The sequence below is a fragment of the Roseobacter sp. HKCCD5988 genome, from assembly GCF_037830355.1.
Lineage (GTDB): Bacteria > Pseudomonadota > Alphaproteobacteria > Rhodobacterales > Rhodobacteraceae > M30B80.
In genome coordinates this window covers 378874-399105 of record NZ_JBBLYJ010000002.1, presented here as the reverse complement: position 1 = coordinate 399105, position 20232 = coordinate 378874, and the positions used below count along the sequence as shown (strand labels likewise).

The window sequence follows — 20232 nt, the reverse complement described above, 5'->3', positions numbered from 1 at the left end:
ACCAAAGGGAGAGCTGCCTGTCATGGCCCTTGGCTATAAAACCCGCAAGCGTTTGTCCCTGCTTATCCTGATCTTCGGGCTGCCTGCCTATATCGCGGCGGCGTGGTGGCTGATGAGCTTGTTTGAGCGCCCCTCCATCTGGGTGGAGTTTGCCATATATGTGGGGCTTGGTATTTTGTGGGCCCTGCCATTCAAAGCCGTTTTCAAGGGTGTTGGACAGGCAGATAACAACGGCGACAAAGACGGTAAACACTAACGCGTTAGTACGTGGCTCTGCCTCCCGACATATCAAAAACAGCGCCGGTGTTAAATGAGCATGCACTAGAGGAAAGCCACATCACTATATCGGCGACCTCCCGTGCATCGCCAAGGCGCTTCATCGGTGACTTTGCTATCATAGTTTCCACAAAGTCAGGTTTCATCTGGTCGAGAATGTTCGTTTTTACTGCGGCAGGTGCCACACAATTCACTCGAACATTGGTTTCGGCCAGCTCTTTTGCGAGCGACTTAGTAAAGCCTATTACACCAGCTTTTGCCGCAGAATATGCAGATGCGTAGGGTGTACCCTCTTTGCCTGCAAGAGACGCCATATTAATTATGCGACCGTACCCCTCAGAGACCATACATGGAGCTACTGTTTTTGCTACGATATAAGTGCCAATTAAATTGACTTGCACAGTTTTGATCCAAGCTTCCGTGTCGTAGTTAATTGTGTTCTCAGTTGGGCCGGCATAACCAGCATTGTGTGAGAGGAAATCAATCTTGCCCCAATTGTTAATTGTGTCTTTGGTTGCATTTTTGACTTGGCTGAGGTCACTAACGTCAACTTCCTTGAAAATTGCATTTTTTCTTTTGTTCTTTGGGGGATGTAGATCCCATATGACTACCTTGGCTCCGGCATCAAGGTATTGTGAGGCAATCTGAGCGCCGATTCCGTTTGCCCCCCCCGTCACTACAGCAATTCTACCGGAAAAATCGTAAGTTACTTCTTGCATCGACTTCGGTATCCTTTTGGTTTGGTAGGTCCATCGTAACCCTGTCACTACTGGGCCAAAAAACCTCCATCGACGGGGAGAGTATGCCCAGTGATCATAGATGCTGCTGACGACGATAGAAAAGCGACAGCGGCAGCCACATCTCCTGGCTCAGCAATCTTGCCTAGGGGCGTCATTTCCTCGATGCGTCGAACAGTATAGGGGTCATCGAGTAACGGTCTAATAAATTCCGTTCTCACATACGTAGGGGCAACAGAGTTGACACGGATATCATAAGGGGCCCACTCAACTGCCAAGGCACGTGTCATATTTACTATAGCTCCCTTTGACGTTTGATACGAGACATTGGGGTAAATACCCCCCCCTGAAAGCCCCATAATTGAGGCTATATTTGTGATGCATCCCGGTTGTTTTGCTTTGACCATCTTTCTGGCTGCAGCCTGAGCACATAGAAAAGATCCGGTGGTGTTGACGTTTGCAACTAAATCCCAGTCCGACTTGTTATGGTCCAGAGCCGGTTGCCGACGCGCTACGCCGGCACTATTCACCAAGACGTCTACGTTCGGGACTTTCTCGAACACTTCGTCGATTTGGTTTGCGTCGCAAATATCAAGCTCGAATGAGAGTGAGTTTGGTATATTCTCGCTAACCGATTTGGCTGCAGCTCCATCTTTGTCCAATATTATTATATGCGAACCTAAAGACGCCATATAATTTGCACAGGCTTCGCCAATACCGTTTGCTCCACCTACTACAACAACAACTTTATCTTTGAGCTTGAATTGATTTATCAACTGGTAATCCTAACATTTTAAATGCAAATTCATTGGCGCAGCTTCACAAGCTATAGAGCCCCTTAGTATTTTGTTTAGCTATGCTCTATGTATTTTCCAAAAGCGTTTTTTAGCTTCTGCAGTATCACTTTGAGTGATACGCTAAGGCTAATGAGCCAAAACTAAAACGATTTTTTTCACTGTTGCAGAATTTGGATTGAACGCATTCGTGAGCGTAGAGGTGAATGATAACGAGGTTAGCTTTGGCGGGATATCAGCGTCAGAGAACACTTTAGCCTACACCGAACGTCTTGTGTGCCTGATAGGTGGTGGAGAAATTGAAGAACAGCCGGTAAAGGCGCTGGTCAACTCTGGAGCGATTGTGGTAGCGGCTGACGGTGGTGCTAATCACGCCTTACGCCTTGGTCTGCAGCCCGTTGCCGTGATTGGCGATATGGATTCCATCAGCCCTGAGACGCGCGCCCAATTCGGGGATGTTCTGCATCACATTCCCGAGCAGGACAGCACCGATTTTGAGAAATCTTTGCGGGTTTTGGATGTTGCGGGCATCATTGGTTTTGGGTTTCTCGGGCCGCGCGCCGATCATGGATTGGCCGCGATGCAGGCCTTGGCACGGCATCAAGGCGCGCCCGTCATTTTGCAAAGCGCGCAGGATGTGGTTTTCCACCTCCCTGCGCATCGCGAAATGGCTTTTGAATTACCGCGAGATACGCGGGTCTCTTTGTTCCCTTTTGCCCCTGTGGCCTGTGCCGCTGAGGGGCTGCGTTGGCCTCTCGATGGTTTGACCTTCGATCCGATGGGGCAGATTGGCACATCCAACAAGGCCGAGGGTGGGGCGCTGCGTCTGATGGCCAAGGGGGCAGGGCTGCTTGCCATTTTGCCTGCGCGCTACCGTGATCAGGTTTTGCAGAGTTTCGGTTTGTCTCTTTGACCCTCGCATCCCTGAACAAGTTTCGTTAAACATGATGCGAGATCGACAAACGCCACTGGCGCAGTGCGGCTGACCCTTTGGCATGACAATATGGAGACGCGCGAATGGCGGCTGACCTTAACCCAATTGATAAAGCAAAATATGTGGCGGCAAAGCGCGCTGTTGATTTTGTTGAAGATGGGATGCGCCTTGGGCTTGGGACGGGATCAACGGCAGCATGGATGGTGCGCTGTCTGGGCGAGATGGTGCGCGAAGACGGATTGCAGGTCACAGGTGTTGCCACATCAACCCGCACAGCAGAGCTTGCCCGTGAAGTTGGCATCACAGTCAAAACCTTGGACGAGGTGAAATGGCTGGATCTCACGATTGACGGCGCGGATGAGTTTGACCCAAATCTGAACCTCATCAAAGGTGGTGGTGGTGCTTTGTTGCAAGAAAAAATCGTAGCAACCGCTTCGGATCAGATGATCGTGATTGCCGACCCTGCAAAAGAGGTAACGGGTCTTGGGGCCTTCCCCTTGCCCGTTGAGGTTATTCCGTTTGGATGGCAAACCACCAAAGCCCTGATTGAGGAAGTTTTGGTCAATCTCGATGTTCTGGGTCGCAGCACATCTTTGCGCCTTTCGGGGGAAGAACCCTATCGCACAGACGAAGGGAATTTCATCATCGACTTGCATCTCAAGCGCATTGCCAACCCGCAACAAGCCTCGCTTGTTCTAAACCAGATCCCTGGCGTGGTAGAGAATGGTCTGTTCTTAGATATTTGCGACATTATCGTGATCGGCAATGGTGATGGCACCGTTGAGGTGCGCAATATCAACGATGGCACGGTCGAGCGGGAAAAGATCGAAATTCTTGAGGGTGATAACCTCTTTAACCTCTCCTAATCCCTCAACTCAGGCTGATTTATGACATTTGACTATGATCTTTTCGTAATTGGTGGCGGCTCTGGCGGGGTGCGCGCCGCACGCGTTGCAGCAGGTTTGGGGGCCAAGGTGGCCTTGGCTGAGGATAGCCGCATGGGGGGCACCTGTGTGATCCGCGGATGCGTGCCCAAAAAACTTATGGTCTTTGCCTCGGAATATGCGCCGATGGCAGAAGATGCAGCGGCCTATGGGTGGGACATTTCACTGGGGGCATTTCATTGGCCGAATTTTCAGCGCAAATTAGCCGCCGAGTTAGATCGCTTGGAAGGGGTTTATAACGGCCTGTTGGACAAATCAGGCGTCACTGTTTTTGCGCAGCGCGCCACCCTGTCGGATCCACATTCCGTGCGTCTTGCCGATGGCACAATCAAATCCGCGAAACATATCTTGATCGCTACGGGCGGTCGGCCTGTCCGCCCCGATGTCAAAGGCGCGGAATATGGCATCGTATCGGATGATATTTTCAACCTGCCGCAACTGCCGAAATCAATATTGATCGTGGGCGGTGGCTATATCGCGTGCGAGTTCGCCTGTATTCTCAACGGCCTTGGGGTTGAGGTCACGCAATATTATCGCGGCGCACAAATTCTGCGTGGCTTTGATGATGAGGCGCGTGGGCTGATTTGCGATCAGATGCGGGCCAATGGGATTTCTATCCATATGGGCACCGATGTGATTGGGATTGAGAAAACAGACACGGGCTTGCGGGTTGAGGCGACCAATGGCGAGATGCAAAGTTTTGATCAGGTGTTTTTTGCCACAGGTCGCCGCCCCAACACAGATGGGTTGGGGTTAGACGCCCTCGGCGTGGAATTGGGCCGTGGTGGTGAGATTGTGGTGGATCAATTCAGCCAAACCGCCGTGCCTTCGATTTATGCAATTGGGGATGTGACCAATCGTGTGAACCTGACCCCCGTTGCCATTCGCGAAGCGATGGCCTTTGTGGCGACAGTCTTCGAAGGCAAGAAGACGCCCGTGGATCATGACTTAATCCCCTCGGCGGTGTTCACGCAGCCCGAATTTGGCACTGTGGGCCTGTCTGAGGAGGAGGCCCGCGCAGCAGGCCCAATTGAGGTCTACGCGACCTCTTTCAAAGCTATGCAATCCAGTTTTGCGGGGCGGTCTGATCGGGTGATGATGAAATTGGTGGTTTGCGCTGAAACGCGCCGCGTTTTGGGCTGTCACATTGTCGCCCCGCAGGCGGGTGAGATGATCCAATTGGCGGGTATTGCTGTGAAAATGGGCGCAACAAAGGAAGATTTTGACCGCGTCTGCGCCGTGCATCCCACCATGTCGGAGGAATTGGTGACACTGAAAACACCCGTCCGCGTGGCTTGAAAATCAGGCGCAAAGGCACATCTGTGACAAGACGGTGATGGCCCATGTGGTGCAGCGTGGCGCGGCAGGGCACAGATTTGACTGAATATGTAAGACGAGAGATCACAAGAGGATATAGCGCAGCATGGCTGGAAATAACGGCGGCCCTTGGGGCTCTGGTGGAAATCGCGGTGGCGATGATGATGGTCGCAATGGCGGCCCGCGCCGCCCTGAACAGGGCGGTGGGCAACAGATCCCCGAATTGGATGATTTGGTTCGCAAGGGCCAAGAGCAACTCCGCGTTTTGATGGGGGGGCGCGGTGGCGGCAATGGCGGCTTTGGCGGCGGCGCAGGCGGCGGTGGGTTTAAACCGACACGCAGCATGTTCCTGCTTGGCGCGGGCGCAGGCATCGTTGCTTGGTTCTTGACGTCCTTCTACACGGTGCAGCCCTCTCAGCAGGGCGTTGAAACATTCTTTGGCAGTTTCTATCGCACCACGGGCGATGGCCCGCATTTGGCACCTTGGCCCTTTGTGCGTGCACAAGTGATCGAAGTCACCACGCAGCGCACCGAGGCGATTGGGTCTTCCCGCGCGGGCGAAGGCCTGATGCTGACCACGGATGAAAACATCGTCGATATTGATTTCCAAGTTGTTTGGAACATCAAAGACCCCGCAGAGTTCCTCTTTAACCTTCGAGATCCAGAGGCAACTGTACGCTCTGTATCAGAGGCCGCGATGCGTGAAGTCATCGCGCAGTCCGAGCTGTCTCCAATTTTAAACCGGGATCGCGGCCTAGTTGCAGATCAGGTGCGGGATTTGATCCAAGCCACGATGGATGGATATGATTCAGGCATTAATATTGTGCGCCTTAACCTTGACCGCGCTGACCCGCCCGCCGAGGTGATTGACGCCTTCCGTGACGTGCAAGCCGCAGAACAGGAGCGCGACCGACTAGAGCGTCAGGCGGATGCCTATGCCAACCAAGCCCTCGCGGGCGCGCGCGGTGAAGCGGCGCAGCTGCTGGAAGAGGCCGAAGGGTATCGCGCCCAAGTGGTCAATGAGGCCGAGGGTCAAGCCAGCCGTTTTTTGGCGGTTCTTCAAGAATATCGCGGGGCGCCCGAAGTGACACGCCGCCGTATCTATCTTGAAACCATGGAGCAGGTTCTGGGTGATGTGAACCTGATCGTCATGGATGAGAATAGCGGGGGGAATGGCGTTGTGCCGTATTTGCCGCTCAATGAATTGCGCAGAACTGAGCCCGCAGCAGGGGGGAATAACTGATGTCTCGTATTGCTTTCCTAATCCCCGTTGGCGTTCTCGCCGTTGCCGTGGCGTTCAGCTCACTGTTCATCGTGGATGAGCGTCAAAAGGCGCTTGTTCTGCAATTTGGTCAAATTCGTCAGGTCATCGAAGAGCCAGGGTTGAACGTCAAAGTGCCGTTCATCCAAGAGGTGGTGTATTATGACGACCGGATCCTGTCGCTTGACACCCAACCGATTGAGGTGACCCCGTCCGATGATCGCCGCTTGGTGGTTGATGCATTTGCGCGCTATCGGATTTCGGATGTGGTTGCCTTCCGTCAGGCGATTGGCGCAGGCGGTCTGCGCGCGGCTGAGGCGCAGCTACAAGATATTCTCAACCCACAGATCCGTGCCGTGTTGGGTGCTGACGGTGTGACGTCAAACACGATTTTGTCCAGTGAGCGCGCCTCACTTATGGCACGCATCACGGAACAGGCACGCAACCTGGCCGATCGGGTTGGTCTTGAAGTTCTAGATGTGCGCCTCAAGCGCACGGAATTGCCACAGCAAAACCTTGAAGCCACCTTCGCACGTATGGAGGCCGAGCGGCAGCGCGAAGCCACAGATGAACGCGCCCGTGGTGCCGAGGCTGCACAGCGTGTCCGCGCCCAAGCCGACCGCACCGTGGTTGAGACCGTGTCAGAGGCAACCCGCGAAGCCGAAATCATCCGCGGTGAGGCAGATGGCGAACGGAACCGCATCTTTGCCGAGGCGTTTTCGCAGGACACAGAATTCTTTGAATTCTATCGTTCGATGAATGCCTATAGCCAAGCCCTGCGCACGGGGAATTCAACCTTCCTCTTGGCCCCTGATAGCGAATTCTTTGATTACTTGGGGTCTTCGCAGAGCCCGCGCTGATGCTGGGATTGTCGTGGGACATTATAATTGCAGGGCTTGGTATGGCCCTGCTGATCGAGGGGCTGGTCTTTGTGCTGGCCCCTTCGCGTTTGGAAAATCTGATTGCGTTTCTCGCGGCGATCCCCGTGGAAACACGCCGCCTCATCGGCTTTGGCGCGGTGTGTTTTGGGGTCATCATTCTGGCCTTTACGGGAAGTTTGTAATTTACTTTCACGGCCTTGTGACGGGGGTGTGAGATAGGGTGATCGGGACGGTTCTTGAATAACCTTGTGGGCGGCCAAATATTCATCTGACCCTATTGGTTATGACGGAACCTAACCACAGCTCGTCCGGGCGTGGTTTGGGAGATAAAAAGGAGTGTGCAGGTGAGACGCGATTATCAAACCACGGAATGGATGCGGCCAAGAGCTGTGGCGCGGGTGAAGGCAATTTCCATTGCGCCACAGCGGGTCTCGCGTCTGCGCCAAGCGGCGCTTTTCTTGGCGACTGCGCTGTTGGCGCTGGGGCTGATCACCCTGCAAAGCCCCGCGCATGCGCAAGCGGCGCGGCCTGACACATTTGCAGATTTGGTGGATCAAGTGGGCGATGCAGTGGTGAATATCACCACAACCTCAATCGTTGCCGCCCGCCAACAAGGGCCGCAGGGCATCCAACCCATGCTGCCACCTGGATCGCCATTTGAAGATTTCTTTAACGATTTCATGAACCGCAACGGTCAAGGGGGCCAAGCTCCCCGCCGCTCTCAGGCGCTGGGATCGGGGTTTGTGATCTCTGACAATGGGTTTATCGTCACCAATAATCACGTGATCGAAGGGGCCGATGAGATTTCGGTCGAATTCCGCACGGGCGAGGTGTTGCAGGCTGAATTAATCGGCACAGACCCCAACACTGATATCGCGCTTTTGAAGGTCGACCCTGAAAGCCCGCTCACCTCTGTCTCCTTTGGGGATAGTGACGCGCTGCGCGTGGGGGATTGGGTTATGGCCATGGGAAACCCGCTCGGGCAGGGGTTCTCAGTCTCGGTCGGTGTCGTTTCGGCACGCGGACGGGAATTGTCGGGGGCCTATGATGATTTCATTCAGACAGACGCTGCAATCAATCGCGGTAACTCGGGCGGGCCATTGTTCAACCTCGAGGGCGATGTCATCGGCGTGAACACTGCGATCCTGTCACCCAACGGTGGCTCGATTGGTATCGGGTTTTCTATGGCCTCGGCCGTGGTCAGCGATGTGGTTGATCAATTGCAGCAATTCGGCGAAACGCGCCGCGGATGGTTGGGCGTGCGCATTCAGGACGTGACCCAAGATATCGCCGATGGCCTGTCCTTGGAGGAGGCACGCGGTGCATTGGTCACAGATGTGCCAGAAGGCCCCGCCCGTGATGCGGGTGTCGAGGTGGGGGACGTGATCCTCAGCTTTGATGGGCAGGATATTCAGGATACCCGCGAATTGGTGCGTGTTGTGGCCGCGGCCCCTGCTGGGGAAACGGTGGATATGGACGTTCTGCGCAGTGGTGCCGTTGAAACCCTCTCGGTCACCTTGGGGCGCCGCGAGACCGCGGGTGCAGGCGGCGCGGGACGACCCGAACCGATTAAACCCGCATCTGTGGATGTGCTTGGCCTGCGCCTTGGCCCCATCTCCGAAGAAGATCGCTCAGATCTCGCGGCACGCGGTCTGACCGGCGTGGTGATCGAGGCGGTCGATCCAAGCTCGGACGCGGCCGCAAAGGGCCTACAGGCGGGCGACATCGTGACCGAAGTTGCGCAAATGCCGATTTCCAACCCGCAGGAATTTGACCAAATTGTTGGAGAGGCGCGTGATGCAGGGCAAAAATCGATCTTGTTGCTGATCCGCCGCGCGGGTGATCCACGATTTGTTGCCCTGACCCTGACGGATTAAGGCACCCCACCTAGCATACACAGGCGCGTGCTGAATTTATCTTCGGCCCGAGCTATTTCTTTGCCCCAAGCGCAAGGGTTTGCTAGGGGAGGCGTGACCAGAATTTCGACTGCCCCAAGGAGGGTCAAACCCATGCACTACTTGCCCGTTGCTTTGATTATGACCGCCACCCTCCTTGCAGGGTGTCAAACGATGAGCATGCCCCCTGTGGAAGAGTTGAGCCCCCCCCAACAGGCTTTGGCGCAGGTGATCCCGCCCCGTGGTGGGGTGGTTCTTGCCGCCTTCACAGATCCCGAATTGCAGCCGCAATATCTGACCGATGATTTGGTGCAGGCCTCGGCCCGAGCTTCGGCCTGCCACCAGGAAGCCTATGGGGTGCCATTAGAGATGAGTGACGTCCTGCCAATCCTCACGGAACTCCCCGAGACCTTGGTCTACGAGAGCCATATAGAGAGCCAGCAAGCAGCACAGGTATCCGTATTGACAGGTCGCACTCCGGGCTCGCAGCGCGTAGATGTGACGTTATTGCGCGACGGGTATCGTTGGAAAATTGCTGACCTTTCGCATGACGGTAAATTACTGTCGGCTCAATTGGGTGCTCACTGTGACTTCATAGCTCGTGAGGCGGCTGCACTTGAGCGCGCGGCTGCCCAGTCGGAAGCTGAAGTAGACGCGTCAACTGCAGAGGCGCCCCCAGCCAGCTGAGGGCCTGTAGGGTCACGTATATCATTTGCCACTCGTCTCGCGATAAATTTTCATCATTTCTGGCGATTTCTAATGTAATGGTAGCTTGATAAAATGGTCGCCGTTGTATGAATAATATTACCCTCGATTGCTGGCGCAACTGATTGATTTGACCTGCTGAGGTACATCGTCCGCGTGGATTAAATTATTTGGAGTGGCTTCCAATGGGGCGGCATGCAAGTTTAGCTCGTATCTGTGTACTGGCATCGCGTCTGGAGCGCATGGAGCAGGCTGCTGGGATAGGCAGCCTGTCTCATCTTGAGAGGAAGGTGTTGAGGGCAGCCTTTGCGGCATCCAATTCGGAAAATATATTTTCTCCGGTTGAGGTTCTTGAAATGTTGAGGGGAGAGGACGGTGTGTCTCGGAGTTCTTTTTTTCGTTCACTCAAAGCTTTGTGTGCAGGTGGCTAAGTAACTAGGCTCGGAACGGACAAGAGAGCTGGGTACGCAATTTCGTTGCCAGATTGATATTATTATATTTTTGGTATTAAATCTTCTCTTTCATTCTGAATTTTTTAGTTAGTTAATTATTTTCGCTTCACCAATTAATTATTTATGAAAAATTTTAAAAAAAATTTTTTTGGGCCCCCATTAAAAAAAATCTTGAATTTTTCTTCCATTCATTGAATTGGTTTCAAGCAATTTATTTGGAGTATCAAAATGAATATAGATCTTGATAACCTTTCCTTAGCTGAACTCCGTGATTTGAATAAGCGCGTCAGTAAGGCTATCGATGGCTACGAAGACCGAATGAAGAGGGAGGCGCTAGCCAAACTTGAGAAGCAGGCTGCTGAGATGGGCTTTTCGCTTTCGGACTTGTTGGGGGGGAAACCAAGGAAGTCGGTATCCAAGGTGGCGCCAAAATACGTGAACCCTGACAATTCAGAGCAGACTTGGACTGGGCGTGGGCGCCAGCCAAAGTGGGTCGAGGCACACCTTGCCTCCGGCAAGTCACTTGACGGTTTGCTCATAAAGTAACTGAAGCGTTGTGTGGCCAGGCCGTGCTTGGCCACATGAGAGGCTATGCAGCAAGTGTTTCGCGGGTTATAATTCAACCCAGTGAGGCAAACTTTTGCGAGGTGGAGGCAATTGGCTTTAAATTTTGACATCCTCACCAATGTCGCGCGGTTGCGCTATACGTTGGAAAAAATGGAGGCGTCAGTGGGCATTCACCAACTCACTGAGGCTGAGAAATATGTGCTCAGTGCCGCGGCATTGGCCGCAAAAGCAGACGGCTCATTTTCGCTTCATGATTTAGAGGCCCAGGATTTGATCGCGGACATGCCCGTGAGCACGAAATTCCGCACGCTGCGCTGCCTGATCGATAAGGGCAAGCTGAAGCGCGCAGGCGCAGGTCGCAAGTCCGATTATATTATCGTGGCTTGATCTTTTAATTTCCCGAGTAAGGCTGTGCTTATGCGGCATCCACTTATGACCGATCTTGTGGCCTTGGTCATGTGTTCGATCTTTTACGCAATGGCCTTTGAGGCCGTATTTGTTGTCTCGGATAAATTGCAGCAGTTCGTGCTACCTGACATTATTTATGCCAGCGTGCTGTTCTTCCCTCATGGTGTTCGAGTGCTGGCGGCCTATTTGTTTGGCTGGCGAAGCATCCTCTACCTTTTGCCTATCAGCATTGTCTTTGTGTGGTTTGGGGATGATGCTGGCACGATCTTCGAAGGGCTTGTTCTGGCATTGGGGAGCCTCGTGGCCTGCGTGCTGGCCTTCGAGGTATTGAGCCGCTTTGACTTTATTGAGCGCAATTATCTCTTGGTTTCAATCGATTGGAAGAGTTTAGCCCTCGCAGGTGCGTTTGGTGCAATGATGAATGCGACCCTGCACTACACTTTGGATATAACAGACGTGCGGGCCTCTGGCGCTATTTTTGTCGGAGATGTGTTAGGTTTTGCAGCAGTGCTCGTAGTTTCGATGCTTTTCTTCAGATTGCTCCGCGAAGTCTCCTGAGCCCATCTGCAAATGCGCTGATTGGCAAGCAGACTGCCCGTGGAAGTAAATTTTTGCACACCCAAACATAACTTATCCCCACTAGCAGTATAGCTCAGTCGTCACGCCTACTCGGCGGCAAAGTTTTTACTTTGTTTGTGTGGTGCCAGGTGCTCTAACTTTTCTGATAGTGCTTTATGAAGCCGCGGGTGTACAAAATCAGGTTCCAAGTTCGCCATCATACACACTTCTCGAAAGTCTCTCGATGGGTATTCTCCAATCCAGCGCCTGACGTCTTGAAACTCTCGACCTCTGCTGCTTTCGCTTGTTTGTAAATCCTGAGTGGCCCTCCACAGGACGGCTTGCCACAGTCTCAACTCTGGAATCAGATCGCTCATTAAGTGAGGCTACCATGCGTGTTTTTTCTATCAAGATGAAAGATAACTGCACGTCGATATAATTTGTAGACTTAGCCCCGCAGACTAAGCCACCGTCTTGATCCAGTTAATAAACGAGCGGGTATTTTGTGTCGGTGTTTTCGAGCTTGAGATGTAATATGCCGTGCCAAAATTATGGGCTAGATCTGTGAGTGGTCGAAGTGTTCCGTCATTAATCGCGCCAGCAGTAATTGAGCGCCACCCCAGCATGAGGCCTCGGCCATCCAGAGCTGCCTGCATGGCTTGGACATAGTTATTGAATGAGTGCCCTGCCTGCTTGGGCGCTGGCATGCTCTTGGCTGAGAGATAGGCCTCCCACCCGGCCCAGTGTTGTGTGTGCGGGTTTCGCACATGTATCAAGGGGGCGCTCCATATTGGAGTGCCACTTGCTCGCAGTGTGTCGATGAACTTAGGGGCTCCCACGGGACAGACCACTTCATCAAACAGCTTTTCGTTGTGCCCGTCGCGCCAATTCTGAGCCCCATAACGCAGGGCCAGATCGATATCCGGCGACAGTACCGGTAAGTCTGTGGGTGGCGCCTGGACATTCACCGTTATTTCTGGGTGCAGCGCGTAAAACTGCGGGAGGCGGGGCATCAGCCAATAGGTTGCAACCCCCAGAGTGCAAGCGACTGTGATTTGCAGCTCATGTCCCGCTTGCGCTGCCTGAATGTCGCTGATGGTAGCGCGAATTTGGCTCAATCCCTCCCGCACAGAGCGTGCCAGCATCTCACCTTCTTCCGTCAAGCTTGCTGGTTTGCGGCGCCGATCCAATAGTGTGGTGCCAATATATTCCTCGAGCGTCTTAATCGCCTGGCTGATCGCTGGCTGGCTCACGTTCATTTGTGCGGCAGTCTCGCGCATGGATCCGTGCCGGGCGAATGCCTCAAAGCAGACTAACAAGCGAAGTGGGGGGAAGTGGTTCATAATATGATTATAACTCATGACTTATGTTATATTCATATAAATCCATCTATATTTAAAAAATCAATGTGCAATTGTAATTATTTATTATTGCAATCATCTGGACTAAAGTAATGCTTGACGGAAAATCCTCAGTCGTGACGGCAGTAGAGTTGGGGGATAGGGGCCTGTTCGTGACCCTGCCCAAGCAGGACCGTCGCTACCTAAATTATTATTGGCTGCGCGACAATTGCCCTAGTTCCTTCAGCCCAATCACGCGTGAACGCAGTTTTGACATTTTTCATTTAGAGCAAGCGCCACGAGCGAAAGCAGCCAGGATTGTTGATGGCATCCTGCACGTTGAGTGGGCAGACGAGGATCACGTGACGCGCATGCCGCTGCACTGGATTGAAACTTATGCAATTGGCAAGCCCCGCCCAGATCCAGCTGACCTCAAGCGTGAGGCTTGGTACAGCGATCACTACCCCAACGTTCCGCGTTTTGCGCAAGCGGATCTCCTTGCAGACACTGGACAGCGCTCAGCGTGGATTGAGGCCATGATCGTCCATGGCTTTACGATAGTCACGGACATGCCCGACAGTGACGAGGGATTGACCCAGACTGCTGAGTTGATGGGGTATGTTCGCCCGACATTCTTCGGCACGTATTTTGATGTGCACACTCACATCAATCCAACCAACACCGCCTACACCTCGGCTGCGCTCGAGCTGCACACAGACACACCTGCCGAGGAGTTTGCGCCGGGCATTCAGTTCCTTCACTGTCGTGTCAACACAGTTGAGGGAGGGCAGAGCCTTTACTCTGATGGCGTTGCAGTGGCTAATGACTTCCGGCTGCGAGACCCACGGGGGTTTGAGCTCCTCTCAACGATCTCTATTCCGTTCTTCTGTGAACACGACCACTACGATGCACGCTCACGCCAGACTGTGATTGAACTCGACAATCATGGCGAGGTGTCGGGTCTCACAATTAGCCAGCACATGGCAGATATTTTTGACCTCGATCAGACGCTGTTGGACGAGTATTACCCCGCCTTCTGCCGGTTTGGCCGTATGCTCCAAGAGGACAAGTATATGATGCGCTTCATGATGAAGGGCGGCGAGTGCATGGTGTTTGATAATCACCGAATTGTTCACGGGCGCGCGGCCTATTCAGCAACGAGTGGAGATCGCTATCTGCGCGGTTGCTACGTTGATCGCGGCGAGATGCGCTCGACATATCGCGCATTGGTCAGTGAGGGGCGGTTCAAGTCATGATGGACGAACATGAAATTACCCTGCGCGCAGAATTAGCCGATGCGTTTCGAATTTGTCACGCTCTCGGCTGGAGCGAAAGTGTCGGTAACCACTTCAGCGCGGTGCTAGACCCGGATGGCAAAGTCTTTCTTCTAAATCCCCGGTGGCAGCACTTTGCGACTATCAGTCCCGAGGATCTCTTGGCCTTAAACTCAGGTGACCCATCCGTCATGACGCGGGATAATGCGCCCGATGCATCTGCTTGGTGTATTCATGGGACAATCCACCGGCGACTGCCGAGCGCGCGTGTGGTGTTGCACGTGCACTCGCCCTATGCGACTGCCTTAGCCTGCCTTGAAGACCCCACACTCTGGCCGATTGACAATAACACTGCACGCTTCTTCGGCCGGGTCGCGTACGACCTGCACTTTGGTGGCATTGCGGACGCGCTAGAGGAAGGCGAAAGGATTGCGGAGGCACTGTCTGATAAATCAGTGCTCGTGATGGGCAACCACGGCGTCACTGTCGTGGGACCTACCGTTGCCGATGCGTTTGAGGATCTTTATTTTTTCGAGCGTGCGGCCCAGACCCTCATGCTGGCCTATTCAACTGGACGCCCCCTGGCGGTGCTAGAGGATAAAGTGGCGAGGGATACCGCAGAGGGTTGGGTGGCCTATCGTGGTATGGCGGCACGCCACTTTAACCACCTGAGGACTGCCTATGGGCTAGCAAATAACGCTGGCTAGACAATAGTCGTCTCAGAGGTTTGAAAATACCAAGTAAATTGCTGCTGAAATTAAGGCCGCAGATGGGACTGTTATCACCCATGCGGCGATAATCGTCATGAAGTGTGACCGGCGTACCAGCTTGCGGCGCTTCTTCTCCTCGCGCCCCGGTAGGTCAGATTTAGATAGGCCAATCTGTAGTCTCTGTCGCCGACGATCTGCATCCCACTCTCGGAAGAAGCCCACTCCGAAGACACCACCAACCGCTATGTGAGTTGAGCTTACTGGTAGCCCGAGCCAGCTGGCCACAATAACCGTAATAGCCGCTGAGAGGGCCACGCAGTAGGCCCGCATTGGGTTAAGTTTCGTGATTTGATTGCCAACCATGTGGATCAGCTTAGGGCCAAATAGGAATAAGCCAAATGAGATCCCGAGCGCCCCAATAATCATGACCCAAAGGGGAATGGCTGCGGTACTTTCCACCATACCTGATTGCGAGGCCTGCACAATGGCAGCAAGCGGACCCACGGCATTGGCCACGTCGTTTGCGCCATGTGCGAAACTCAACAATGCCGCGGAGACGAGTAGCGGTATGCGGAACAATACCTTGAGCGACTTATTTCTATTTTCCAGTCCCTCGGATTGTTTCTTGATCACTGGAAACATTAGGATTGTGACTAAGATGCCCGCTGCCACTCCGATACCGAGCGCTGTGGTGAGATCAATCTTCACTAACTTCTTGATGCCCTTGAGCGCCAAGTAAGTTGCAAATGCACCGGCCATAATTCCAAGTAAAATCGGGACCCACTTTCGAGCAGCCTGAATTTTATCTTCCTGATAGATGATCCGGGACTTGATCAGCGCCAAAAAGCCCGCCGCGATGACGCCACCCAACACGGGTGAGATGACCCAACTCGCCGCGATCGCACTCATGGTGGGCCAATTAACGCTGGCCAACCCCGCGGCGGCGATGCCCGCGCCCATGACCCCGCCCACAACTGAGTGAGTGGTGGACACTGGCGCGCCAATCCAAGTCGCTAAGTTAACCCACAGGGCAGAGGCCAATAGGGCGGCAAGCATAGCCCAGATGAAACTCTGGGTGTTAGACAGTGCGGATTGGTCAATAATGCCCTTCGCAATGGTCGAGACCACATCTCCGCCCGCTATCAACGCGCCCGCGCTCTCGAATACAACGGCAATCGCGATCGCGCCGGCCATTGTAATTGCCTTTGCGCCTACGGCTGGCCCCATATTATTTGCGACGTCGTTGGCTCCAATGTTGAGTGCCATGTAGGCACCAAAAATTGCTGCCAACACAATTAGGAAGCCACCATCGGAGAAGCCGAACATTGTGGCACTGGCTAAACCGGCTATCGCAATGAAAACAAACGCAAGGCTGGGGCCAACAATTGGGCGCGAAACATAATTAGACGCAACTTCAATTGAAGAAAGACGATCGAGGTCACGGTCCAGGGTCTCCAAGTGCCGTGGATCAAACTGATTTTGCGCCATATCTCTCTCCAAGGCCATGAAATTCGTCAGCGTCCCACGGGTGTATCTTGTCCTGCTATCGCTGTCGAGAAATCTAAGATCATCTTTTTTAATTCGGGTTCCGAAACTTTTTTGGCTGCCTTCTTCGGGGTGAACCACTTACGCTTACGCTGGCTTTTCTCGGGGTAGTTTTTTGTGACCTTCGATACCTCGCAGGGATACACAAAAGTCGTGACGGGCAGGGCCAGGCCACTCGCCATTTTCTTGCGATAGCGATATTGTCCGAGCGGTTCGCTTTCGATCTGAGCAACAGCTACGCCGGCCTCCTCCCAAGCTTCCTGCTTTGCAGCGGGGGACCCGTGCTTGCCCGGCATTGGCCAGCCCTTCGGAATAATCCAGCGCTTTGTGCCGCGGCTCGTAACCAGAAGGATCTGTAATTTCCCTTTTTTGTGGCGATAGCATAGTGCGCCGACTTGAACCCACTCGGGGCGCTGCACCAACAGCTTGAGGCTCTCTTCAACGATTTTTGGAATAAAATTTTTCATGCGGTGCGGATGCCGCCTCTCTGCCGAAGGTGCTTTTGAGCCTCAATGATATTTTGTAGTGTGGATTAGATCCAATAGCCAGCTCAGGGCCCAATATTGTCTTGATGACTAGATCGGCCCTCTAGTTGTAAATGAGCTGGTGTGTTTTGTGCGCGGCAATAAACTCCCAGTCGTAAGCCACGCCAAGCCCCACGCCATCAGGCAATTGGACCATGCCGTTTTCGTCAATGCAGTCGAGTTGGTCAGTGTAGCCGCATTCATACACTGGCGGAACTGCATTTGGGCAGTCAGGCCCTACCAGGGCCACCTCGTAGAAATTTGAGTTGCGGCTGCGGGCGATCATATGGCGATGCGCGGGCCCACAGGCATGCACTTCGACATCCACGCCAAAACTTTCGGCCATATTATGAATTTTAAGGCAGCCCGTGATCCCCATGTCATATTCGGGATCAGAGCGCAGGAAGTCAGTGCCGCCCGCAATTAAGAAGTCAGCTTTGGGTTCAACGCCACGCACGTGTTCAGTTTGTAGCAACGGAGTGCGCAACATTTCGCGTAATTTCTTGTGGGCAAAGGCTGAGACGCCGCTGTCGCGGTAGGGATCTTCAAGCCAAAAGTAATTAGCCTCGTCGCAGGCCTTCCCGACGTAGAGCGTGTCCGCGAAATTGCGCAACTGACAGGCTGGGTCGAGCATCAGCGTCATCTCATCTCCCACAACCTTACGCACGTGAAGCACTAACTCTGCCTCCTCTCGGGCATTGCCATCATGCCAGCCGTGGATTTTAAAGGCGCGATATCCCATTTCCTTGCAGGCCAAGGCGAAGTCACCGTAGGCCTCCTTGCAGTCTAGCCCACCACTGCGGTCGCCGTGGTAGGTGCTCGCATAGGCGGGGAATTCCCGCCGGTGGCTACCGAGTAGTGTTGCTATTGAGCACCCAAGCGCTCTCCCCTGCCAATCCCACAGGGCGATATCAAGCGGCCCATGCCCCATATGATCAAACTGGCGGGCCTCACGCTTGAGGTCGTCGTAGATCCCCTCACGCTCCTCCGCCTCGCGGCCAATTAGCATTGGCGCCAGCATCTGCATTTGCCCAAATACCGAGAGTGATGCTCCCCAGTTCACGATGTAACTTCCAATGCAGCCGTCTCCTGTCTCTATTTCGACGGCGTACTTTTTGATTGGAGTGGATGCGCCCTTTCTGTAATAGAGCCCGCCGATTGAACTGCCCCCGGCGGATGGCGCCAGATTTGCGGCTTCAAATTCGAATTCAGTGAGGGTGACGCGCGTAATCTTGGTCATTGGAGAGTTTCCTAATTTAACTGATTTATGAGTGGGCGGCCCTCAGCGAGGCGCGTGATGTTGTCCGCGATTGTTGCCTGCCGCCGCGCTACAGTGCCGTCCGTCCAGCCGGACATGTGCGGCGTCATAACTATGTTTGACAACTCCTCGAAGCGGCGTGTCGCGGGGCGGTGCGGTGTGGCGGCGTCGGTCGGATAGCTGTACCACGTGTCTATGATTGCGCCGGCAATTTTCTCGTCCGCGAGGGCCTCGTATAGTGCGTCTTCATCTACCACGCCGCCACGGCCCACGTTCAGTAAAACGCAATGGCGCCTCATGGCGGCGAAGGCTGAGTGGTCAATCAATGAGACTGTAGAGGGCGTGAGCGGGAGTGTGTTGACCACTATGTCAACCGCGCCCAGCATATTGTTTAGTTTGTCGAGACCGTAAACGGCGGTATAGCGTCTGTCGGTGACGGGGCTTCGATTGGCAACGTGCACCGCCATGCCAAAGGCTACCGCCCGATCCGCGACTGCCTGCCCGATGTGGCCATGCCCAATGATCCCAATGCCCTGCGCACCCAGTTCGGTTCGCAGCGCCTTGGGGCCCGCACCAGCCCAAAAATTCCAAGCCCCCGCTCTCAATTGAGCGTCTGCCGTCGCCAGGGGTACGTGACGGGTTAGGAGGGCAGACATCACATATTCGGCAATCGCATTCTCGTGGCCGAAGGCGTTACACACTTTGCAGGTGGAGGGCAGGGCATCAAACGTTACCTGGTCGTAGCCTGCCGCGGGTAGCTGGAACAGCTGCGCATTTCGAGCTGTGACGGGTGACTTGAAATGGACACCCACTACAACGTCCGCCGCGTTCAGTTCATCCTGCGCAATTTGATCAACCGCATCCGGTACGCTGGTGATCTCATGGGGGATTGTTAACAGGTCTGACACTCCCGGTAGAAAACTGACTGCATTCGCTCCGTAGAAGACAATTTTCATTCTGATCACCTTTAGAGAACTGAAATCATGCCGCCATCGGCATAGATAATTTGGCCTGACACGTAGTTAGAAGCGTCCGAAGCAAGATATATGCACGTGCCGGCTAATTCCTCAGGCCGCCCCCATCGCCGCATTGGTGTGCGTGACTTGACCCACTCATCAAACTTTGGGTTGTTAATAAGCGCCTCGTTCATGTCTGTGATCATGTAACCGGGTCCAATAGCATTGGCCTGAATGCCTAATTCTCCCCACTCTGCTGCCATGGCTTTAGTAAGCATTTTGATGCCGCCCTTGGCTACAGTGTAGGGAGCCACCGTGGCACGCGCGAGCTCTGAGGTGAGCGAGCCGATATTGATAATCTTGCCGTGTCCGCGTTCGGCCATCCGCTTAGCTGCCTCGCGACCAACAATGAAGGCGGCAGTCAAATTTGTGTCTAGTACGCGATGCCAGTCCTTAGTCTCCAGTTCAAGCATTGGTTTGCGAAACTGGATCCCCGCATTGTTGACCAAAACGTCAACTTTAATTCCGTTTGCATCAAGTTCTTGGAACGCACAGATAACGGATTGCTCATTAGTGACATCAAAAGCGGAAACTCTGGTGCTCAATCCCAGTCCCTGTAGCTGAGCACGGGCAACCTCGAGGTTCTCGTCGTTAGTACCATTTAGGATTACACTTGCTCCGGCCTGTGCCAGACCCTTGGCAAAAGCAAGTCCCAGCCCGCGTGAAGACCCTGTAACCAGTGCGGTCTTTCCTGTCAGATCGAAGAGCGTAACGCTCATATTAACCCTCCTAATAATGCCTTTTGGAGAGCTTGGCTTTTAAGGCGTCAGGAAGCAAGGCCATCGCAATCTTAGTCAAATTTTGGTCAGGATGAAAATAGACCAATGAAAAACAAT

At 53.7% G+C, this 20232-nt stretch carries 22 protein-coding genes; 14 read left to right on the top strand and 8 right to left on the bottom strand.

The genetic code is table 11. From position 1 onward, the window contains the following. Nucleotides 1–22: 22 nt before the first annotated feature. A complete protein-coding gene (locus tag AAC636_RS10035; protein WP_340254560.1) occupies nucleotides 23–256 on the top strand; it encodes a DUF2842 domain-containing protein in 234 nt (77 codons plus the stop codon). Nucleotides 257–260: 4 nt separating this feature from the next. Here AAC636_RS10035 and AAC636_RS10030 read toward each other — a convergent pair whose 3' ends face one another. Then, complete coding sequence (locus tag AAC636_RS10030) at nucleotides 261–995, bottom strand: SDR family NAD(P)-dependent oxidoreductase (RefSeq protein ID WP_340301398.1); 735 nt, start codon at nucleotides 993–995, stop codon at nucleotides 261–263. 47 nt (nucleotides 996–1042) lie between these two features. Then, a complete protein-coding gene (locus AAC636_RS10025; RefSeq protein WP_340254566.1) occupies nucleotides 1043–1789 on the bottom strand; it encodes an SDR family NAD(P)-dependent oxidoreductase in 747 nt (248 codons plus the stop codon). Between the two features lie 196 nt (nucleotides 1790–1985). Here AAC636_RS10025 and AAC636_RS10020 point away from each other — a divergent pair, with 196 nt between their 5' ends. The 11 genes from AAC636_RS10020 to AAC636_RS09970 all read left to right on the top strand — a co-directional run bounded on the left by AAC636_RS10020 (nucleotide 1986) and on the right by AAC636_RS09970 (nucleotide 11729). Then, nucleotides 1986–2720, top strand: coding sequence for a thiamine diphosphokinase (locus AAC636_RS10020; RefSeq protein ID WP_340301397.1), 735 nt, complete (start codon nucleotides 1986–1988; stop codon nucleotides 2718–2720). A 104-nt stretch (nucleotides 2721–2824) separates the two neighbouring features. Then, nucleotides 2825–3607, top strand: coding sequence for a ribose-5-phosphate isomerase RpiA (gene rpiA, locus AAC636_RS10015; RefSeq protein WP_317655508.1), 783 nt, complete (start codon nucleotides 2825–2827; stop codon nucleotides 3605–3607). Nucleotides 3608–3628: 21 nt separating this feature from the next. Then, nucleotides 3629–4984 carry a glutathione-disulfide reductase gene (gene gorA / locus AAC636_RS10010; protein WP_340301396.1) on the top strand — a complete coding sequence of 452 codons (1356 nt, stop codon included), beginning with the start codon at nucleotides 3629–3631 and terminating at the stop codon, nucleotides 4982–4984. A gap of 124 nt (nucleotides 4985–5108) precedes the next feature. Next, a complete protein-coding gene (gene hflK / locus AAC636_RS10005) occupies nucleotides 5109–6245 on the top strand; it encodes an FtsH protease activity modulator HflK (RefSeq protein WP_340301395.1) in 1137 nt (378 codons plus the stop codon). Beyond that, on the top strand, nucleotides 6245–7123 hold the full coding sequence (hflC, locus tag AAC636_RS10000) for a protease modulator HflC (RefSeq protein WP_340301394.1): 879 nt from the start codon (nucleotides 6245–6247) through the stop codon (nucleotides 7121–7123). Before hflK ends, hflC begins: the two co-directional genes overlap by 1 nt. Continuing rightward, complete coding sequence (locus tag AAC636_RS09995; RefSeq protein ID WP_340254583.1) at nucleotides 7123–7326, top strand: DUF2065 domain-containing protein; 204 nt, start codon at nucleotides 7123–7125, stop codon at nucleotides 7324–7326. Before hflC ends, AAC636_RS09995 begins: the two co-directional genes overlap by 1 nt. Before the next feature lie 192 nt (nucleotides 7327–7518). Then, complete coding sequence (locus AAC636_RS09990) at nucleotides 7519–9021, top strand: Do family serine endopeptidase (RefSeq protein ID WP_340301573.1); 1503 nt, start codon at nucleotides 7519–7521, stop codon at nucleotides 9019–9021. Nucleotides 9022–9213: 192 nt separating this feature from the next. After that, complete coding sequence (locus AAC636_RS09985; RefSeq protein ID WP_340301393.1) at nucleotides 9214–9726, top strand: hypothetical protein; 513 nt, start codon at nucleotides 9214–9216, stop codon at nucleotides 9724–9726. Nucleotides 9727–10424: 698 nt separating this feature from the next. Then, nucleotides 10425–10742 carry an H-NS histone family protein gene (locus AAC636_RS09980; RefSeq protein ID WP_317655501.1) on the top strand — a complete coding sequence of 106 codons (318 nt, stop codon included), beginning with the start codon at nucleotides 10425–10427 and terminating at the stop codon, nucleotides 10740–10742. 111 nt (nucleotides 10743–10853) lie between these two features. After that, nucleotides 10854–11150 carry a hypothetical protein gene (locus AAC636_RS09975; RefSeq protein WP_340298552.1) on the top strand — a complete coding sequence of 99 codons (297 nt, stop codon included), beginning with the start codon at nucleotides 10854–10856 and terminating at the stop codon, nucleotides 11148–11150. A 45-nt stretch (nucleotides 11151–11195) separates the two neighbouring features. Continuing rightward, a complete protein-coding gene (locus AAC636_RS09970) occupies nucleotides 11196–11729 on the top strand; it encodes a hypothetical protein (RefSeq protein WP_340301392.1) in 534 nt (177 codons plus the stop codon). Between the two features lie 461 nt (nucleotides 11730–12190). On the opposite strand, the gene AAC636_RS09965 is transcribed toward AAC636_RS09970, so the two are convergent. Next, nucleotides 12191–13072 carry a LysR substrate-binding domain-containing protein gene (locus AAC636_RS09965; protein ID WP_340301572.1) on the bottom strand — a complete coding sequence of 294 codons (882 nt, stop codon included), beginning with the start codon at nucleotides 13070–13072 and terminating at the stop codon, nucleotides 12191–12193. Nucleotides 13073–13182: 110 nt separating this feature from the next. Between AAC636_RS09965 and AAC636_RS09960 the strand changes: the two genes are divergently transcribed. After that, nucleotides 13183–14325, top strand: a complete 1143-nt coding sequence (locus AAC636_RS09960) for a TauD/TfdA family dioxygenase (protein WP_340301391.1) — start codon at nucleotides 13183–13185, stop codon at nucleotides 14323–14325. Continuing rightward, the gene (locus AAC636_RS09955; RefSeq protein WP_340301390.1) at nucleotides 14322–15050 is read left to right on the top strand and encodes a class II aldolase/adducin family protein; all 729 of its coding nucleotides are present in this window, start codon (nucleotides 14322–14324) and stop codon (nucleotides 15048–15050) included. The genes AAC636_RS09960 and AAC636_RS09955 overlap by 4 nt, the downstream gene beginning before the upstream one ends. A gap of 12 nt (nucleotides 15051–15062) precedes the next feature. On the opposite strand, the gene AAC636_RS09950 is transcribed toward AAC636_RS09955, so the two are convergent. The 5 genes from AAC636_RS09950 to AAC636_RS09930 all read right to left on the bottom strand — a co-directional run bounded on the left by AAC636_RS09950 (nucleotide 15063) and on the right by AAC636_RS09930 (nucleotide 20115). Then, a complete protein-coding gene (locus AAC636_RS09950) occupies nucleotides 15063–16541 on the bottom strand; it encodes an inorganic phosphate transporter (protein ID WP_340301389.1) in 1479 nt (492 codons plus the stop codon). A 26-nt stretch (nucleotides 16542–16567) separates the two neighbouring features. Continuing rightward, on the bottom strand, nucleotides 16568–17065 hold the full coding sequence (locus tag AAC636_RS09945) for an NUDIX hydrolase (protein WP_340301388.1): 498 nt from the start codon (nucleotides 17063–17065) through the stop codon (nucleotides 16568–16570). Nucleotides 17066–17186: 121 nt separating this feature from the next. After that, nucleotides 17187–18362 (bottom strand): enolase C-terminal domain-like protein, encoded by a 1176-nt coding sequence (locus tag AAC636_RS09940; protein ID WP_340259955.1) that lies wholly within the window; start codon nucleotides 18360–18362, stop codon nucleotides 17187–17189. 11 nt (nucleotides 18363–18373) lie between these two features. Further along, nucleotides 18374–19336, bottom strand: coding sequence for a 2-hydroxyacid dehydrogenase (locus tag AAC636_RS09935; RefSeq protein ID WP_340259956.1), 963 nt, complete (start codon nucleotides 19334–19336; stop codon nucleotides 18374–18376). Between the two features lie 11 nt (nucleotides 19337–19347). Continuing rightward, entirely contained in the window at nucleotides 19348–20115 is a 768-nt protein-coding gene (locus tag AAC636_RS09930) for an SDR family oxidoreductase (RefSeq protein ID WP_340254619.1), read from the bottom strand. Nucleotides 20116–20232 lie beyond the last annotated feature (117 nt).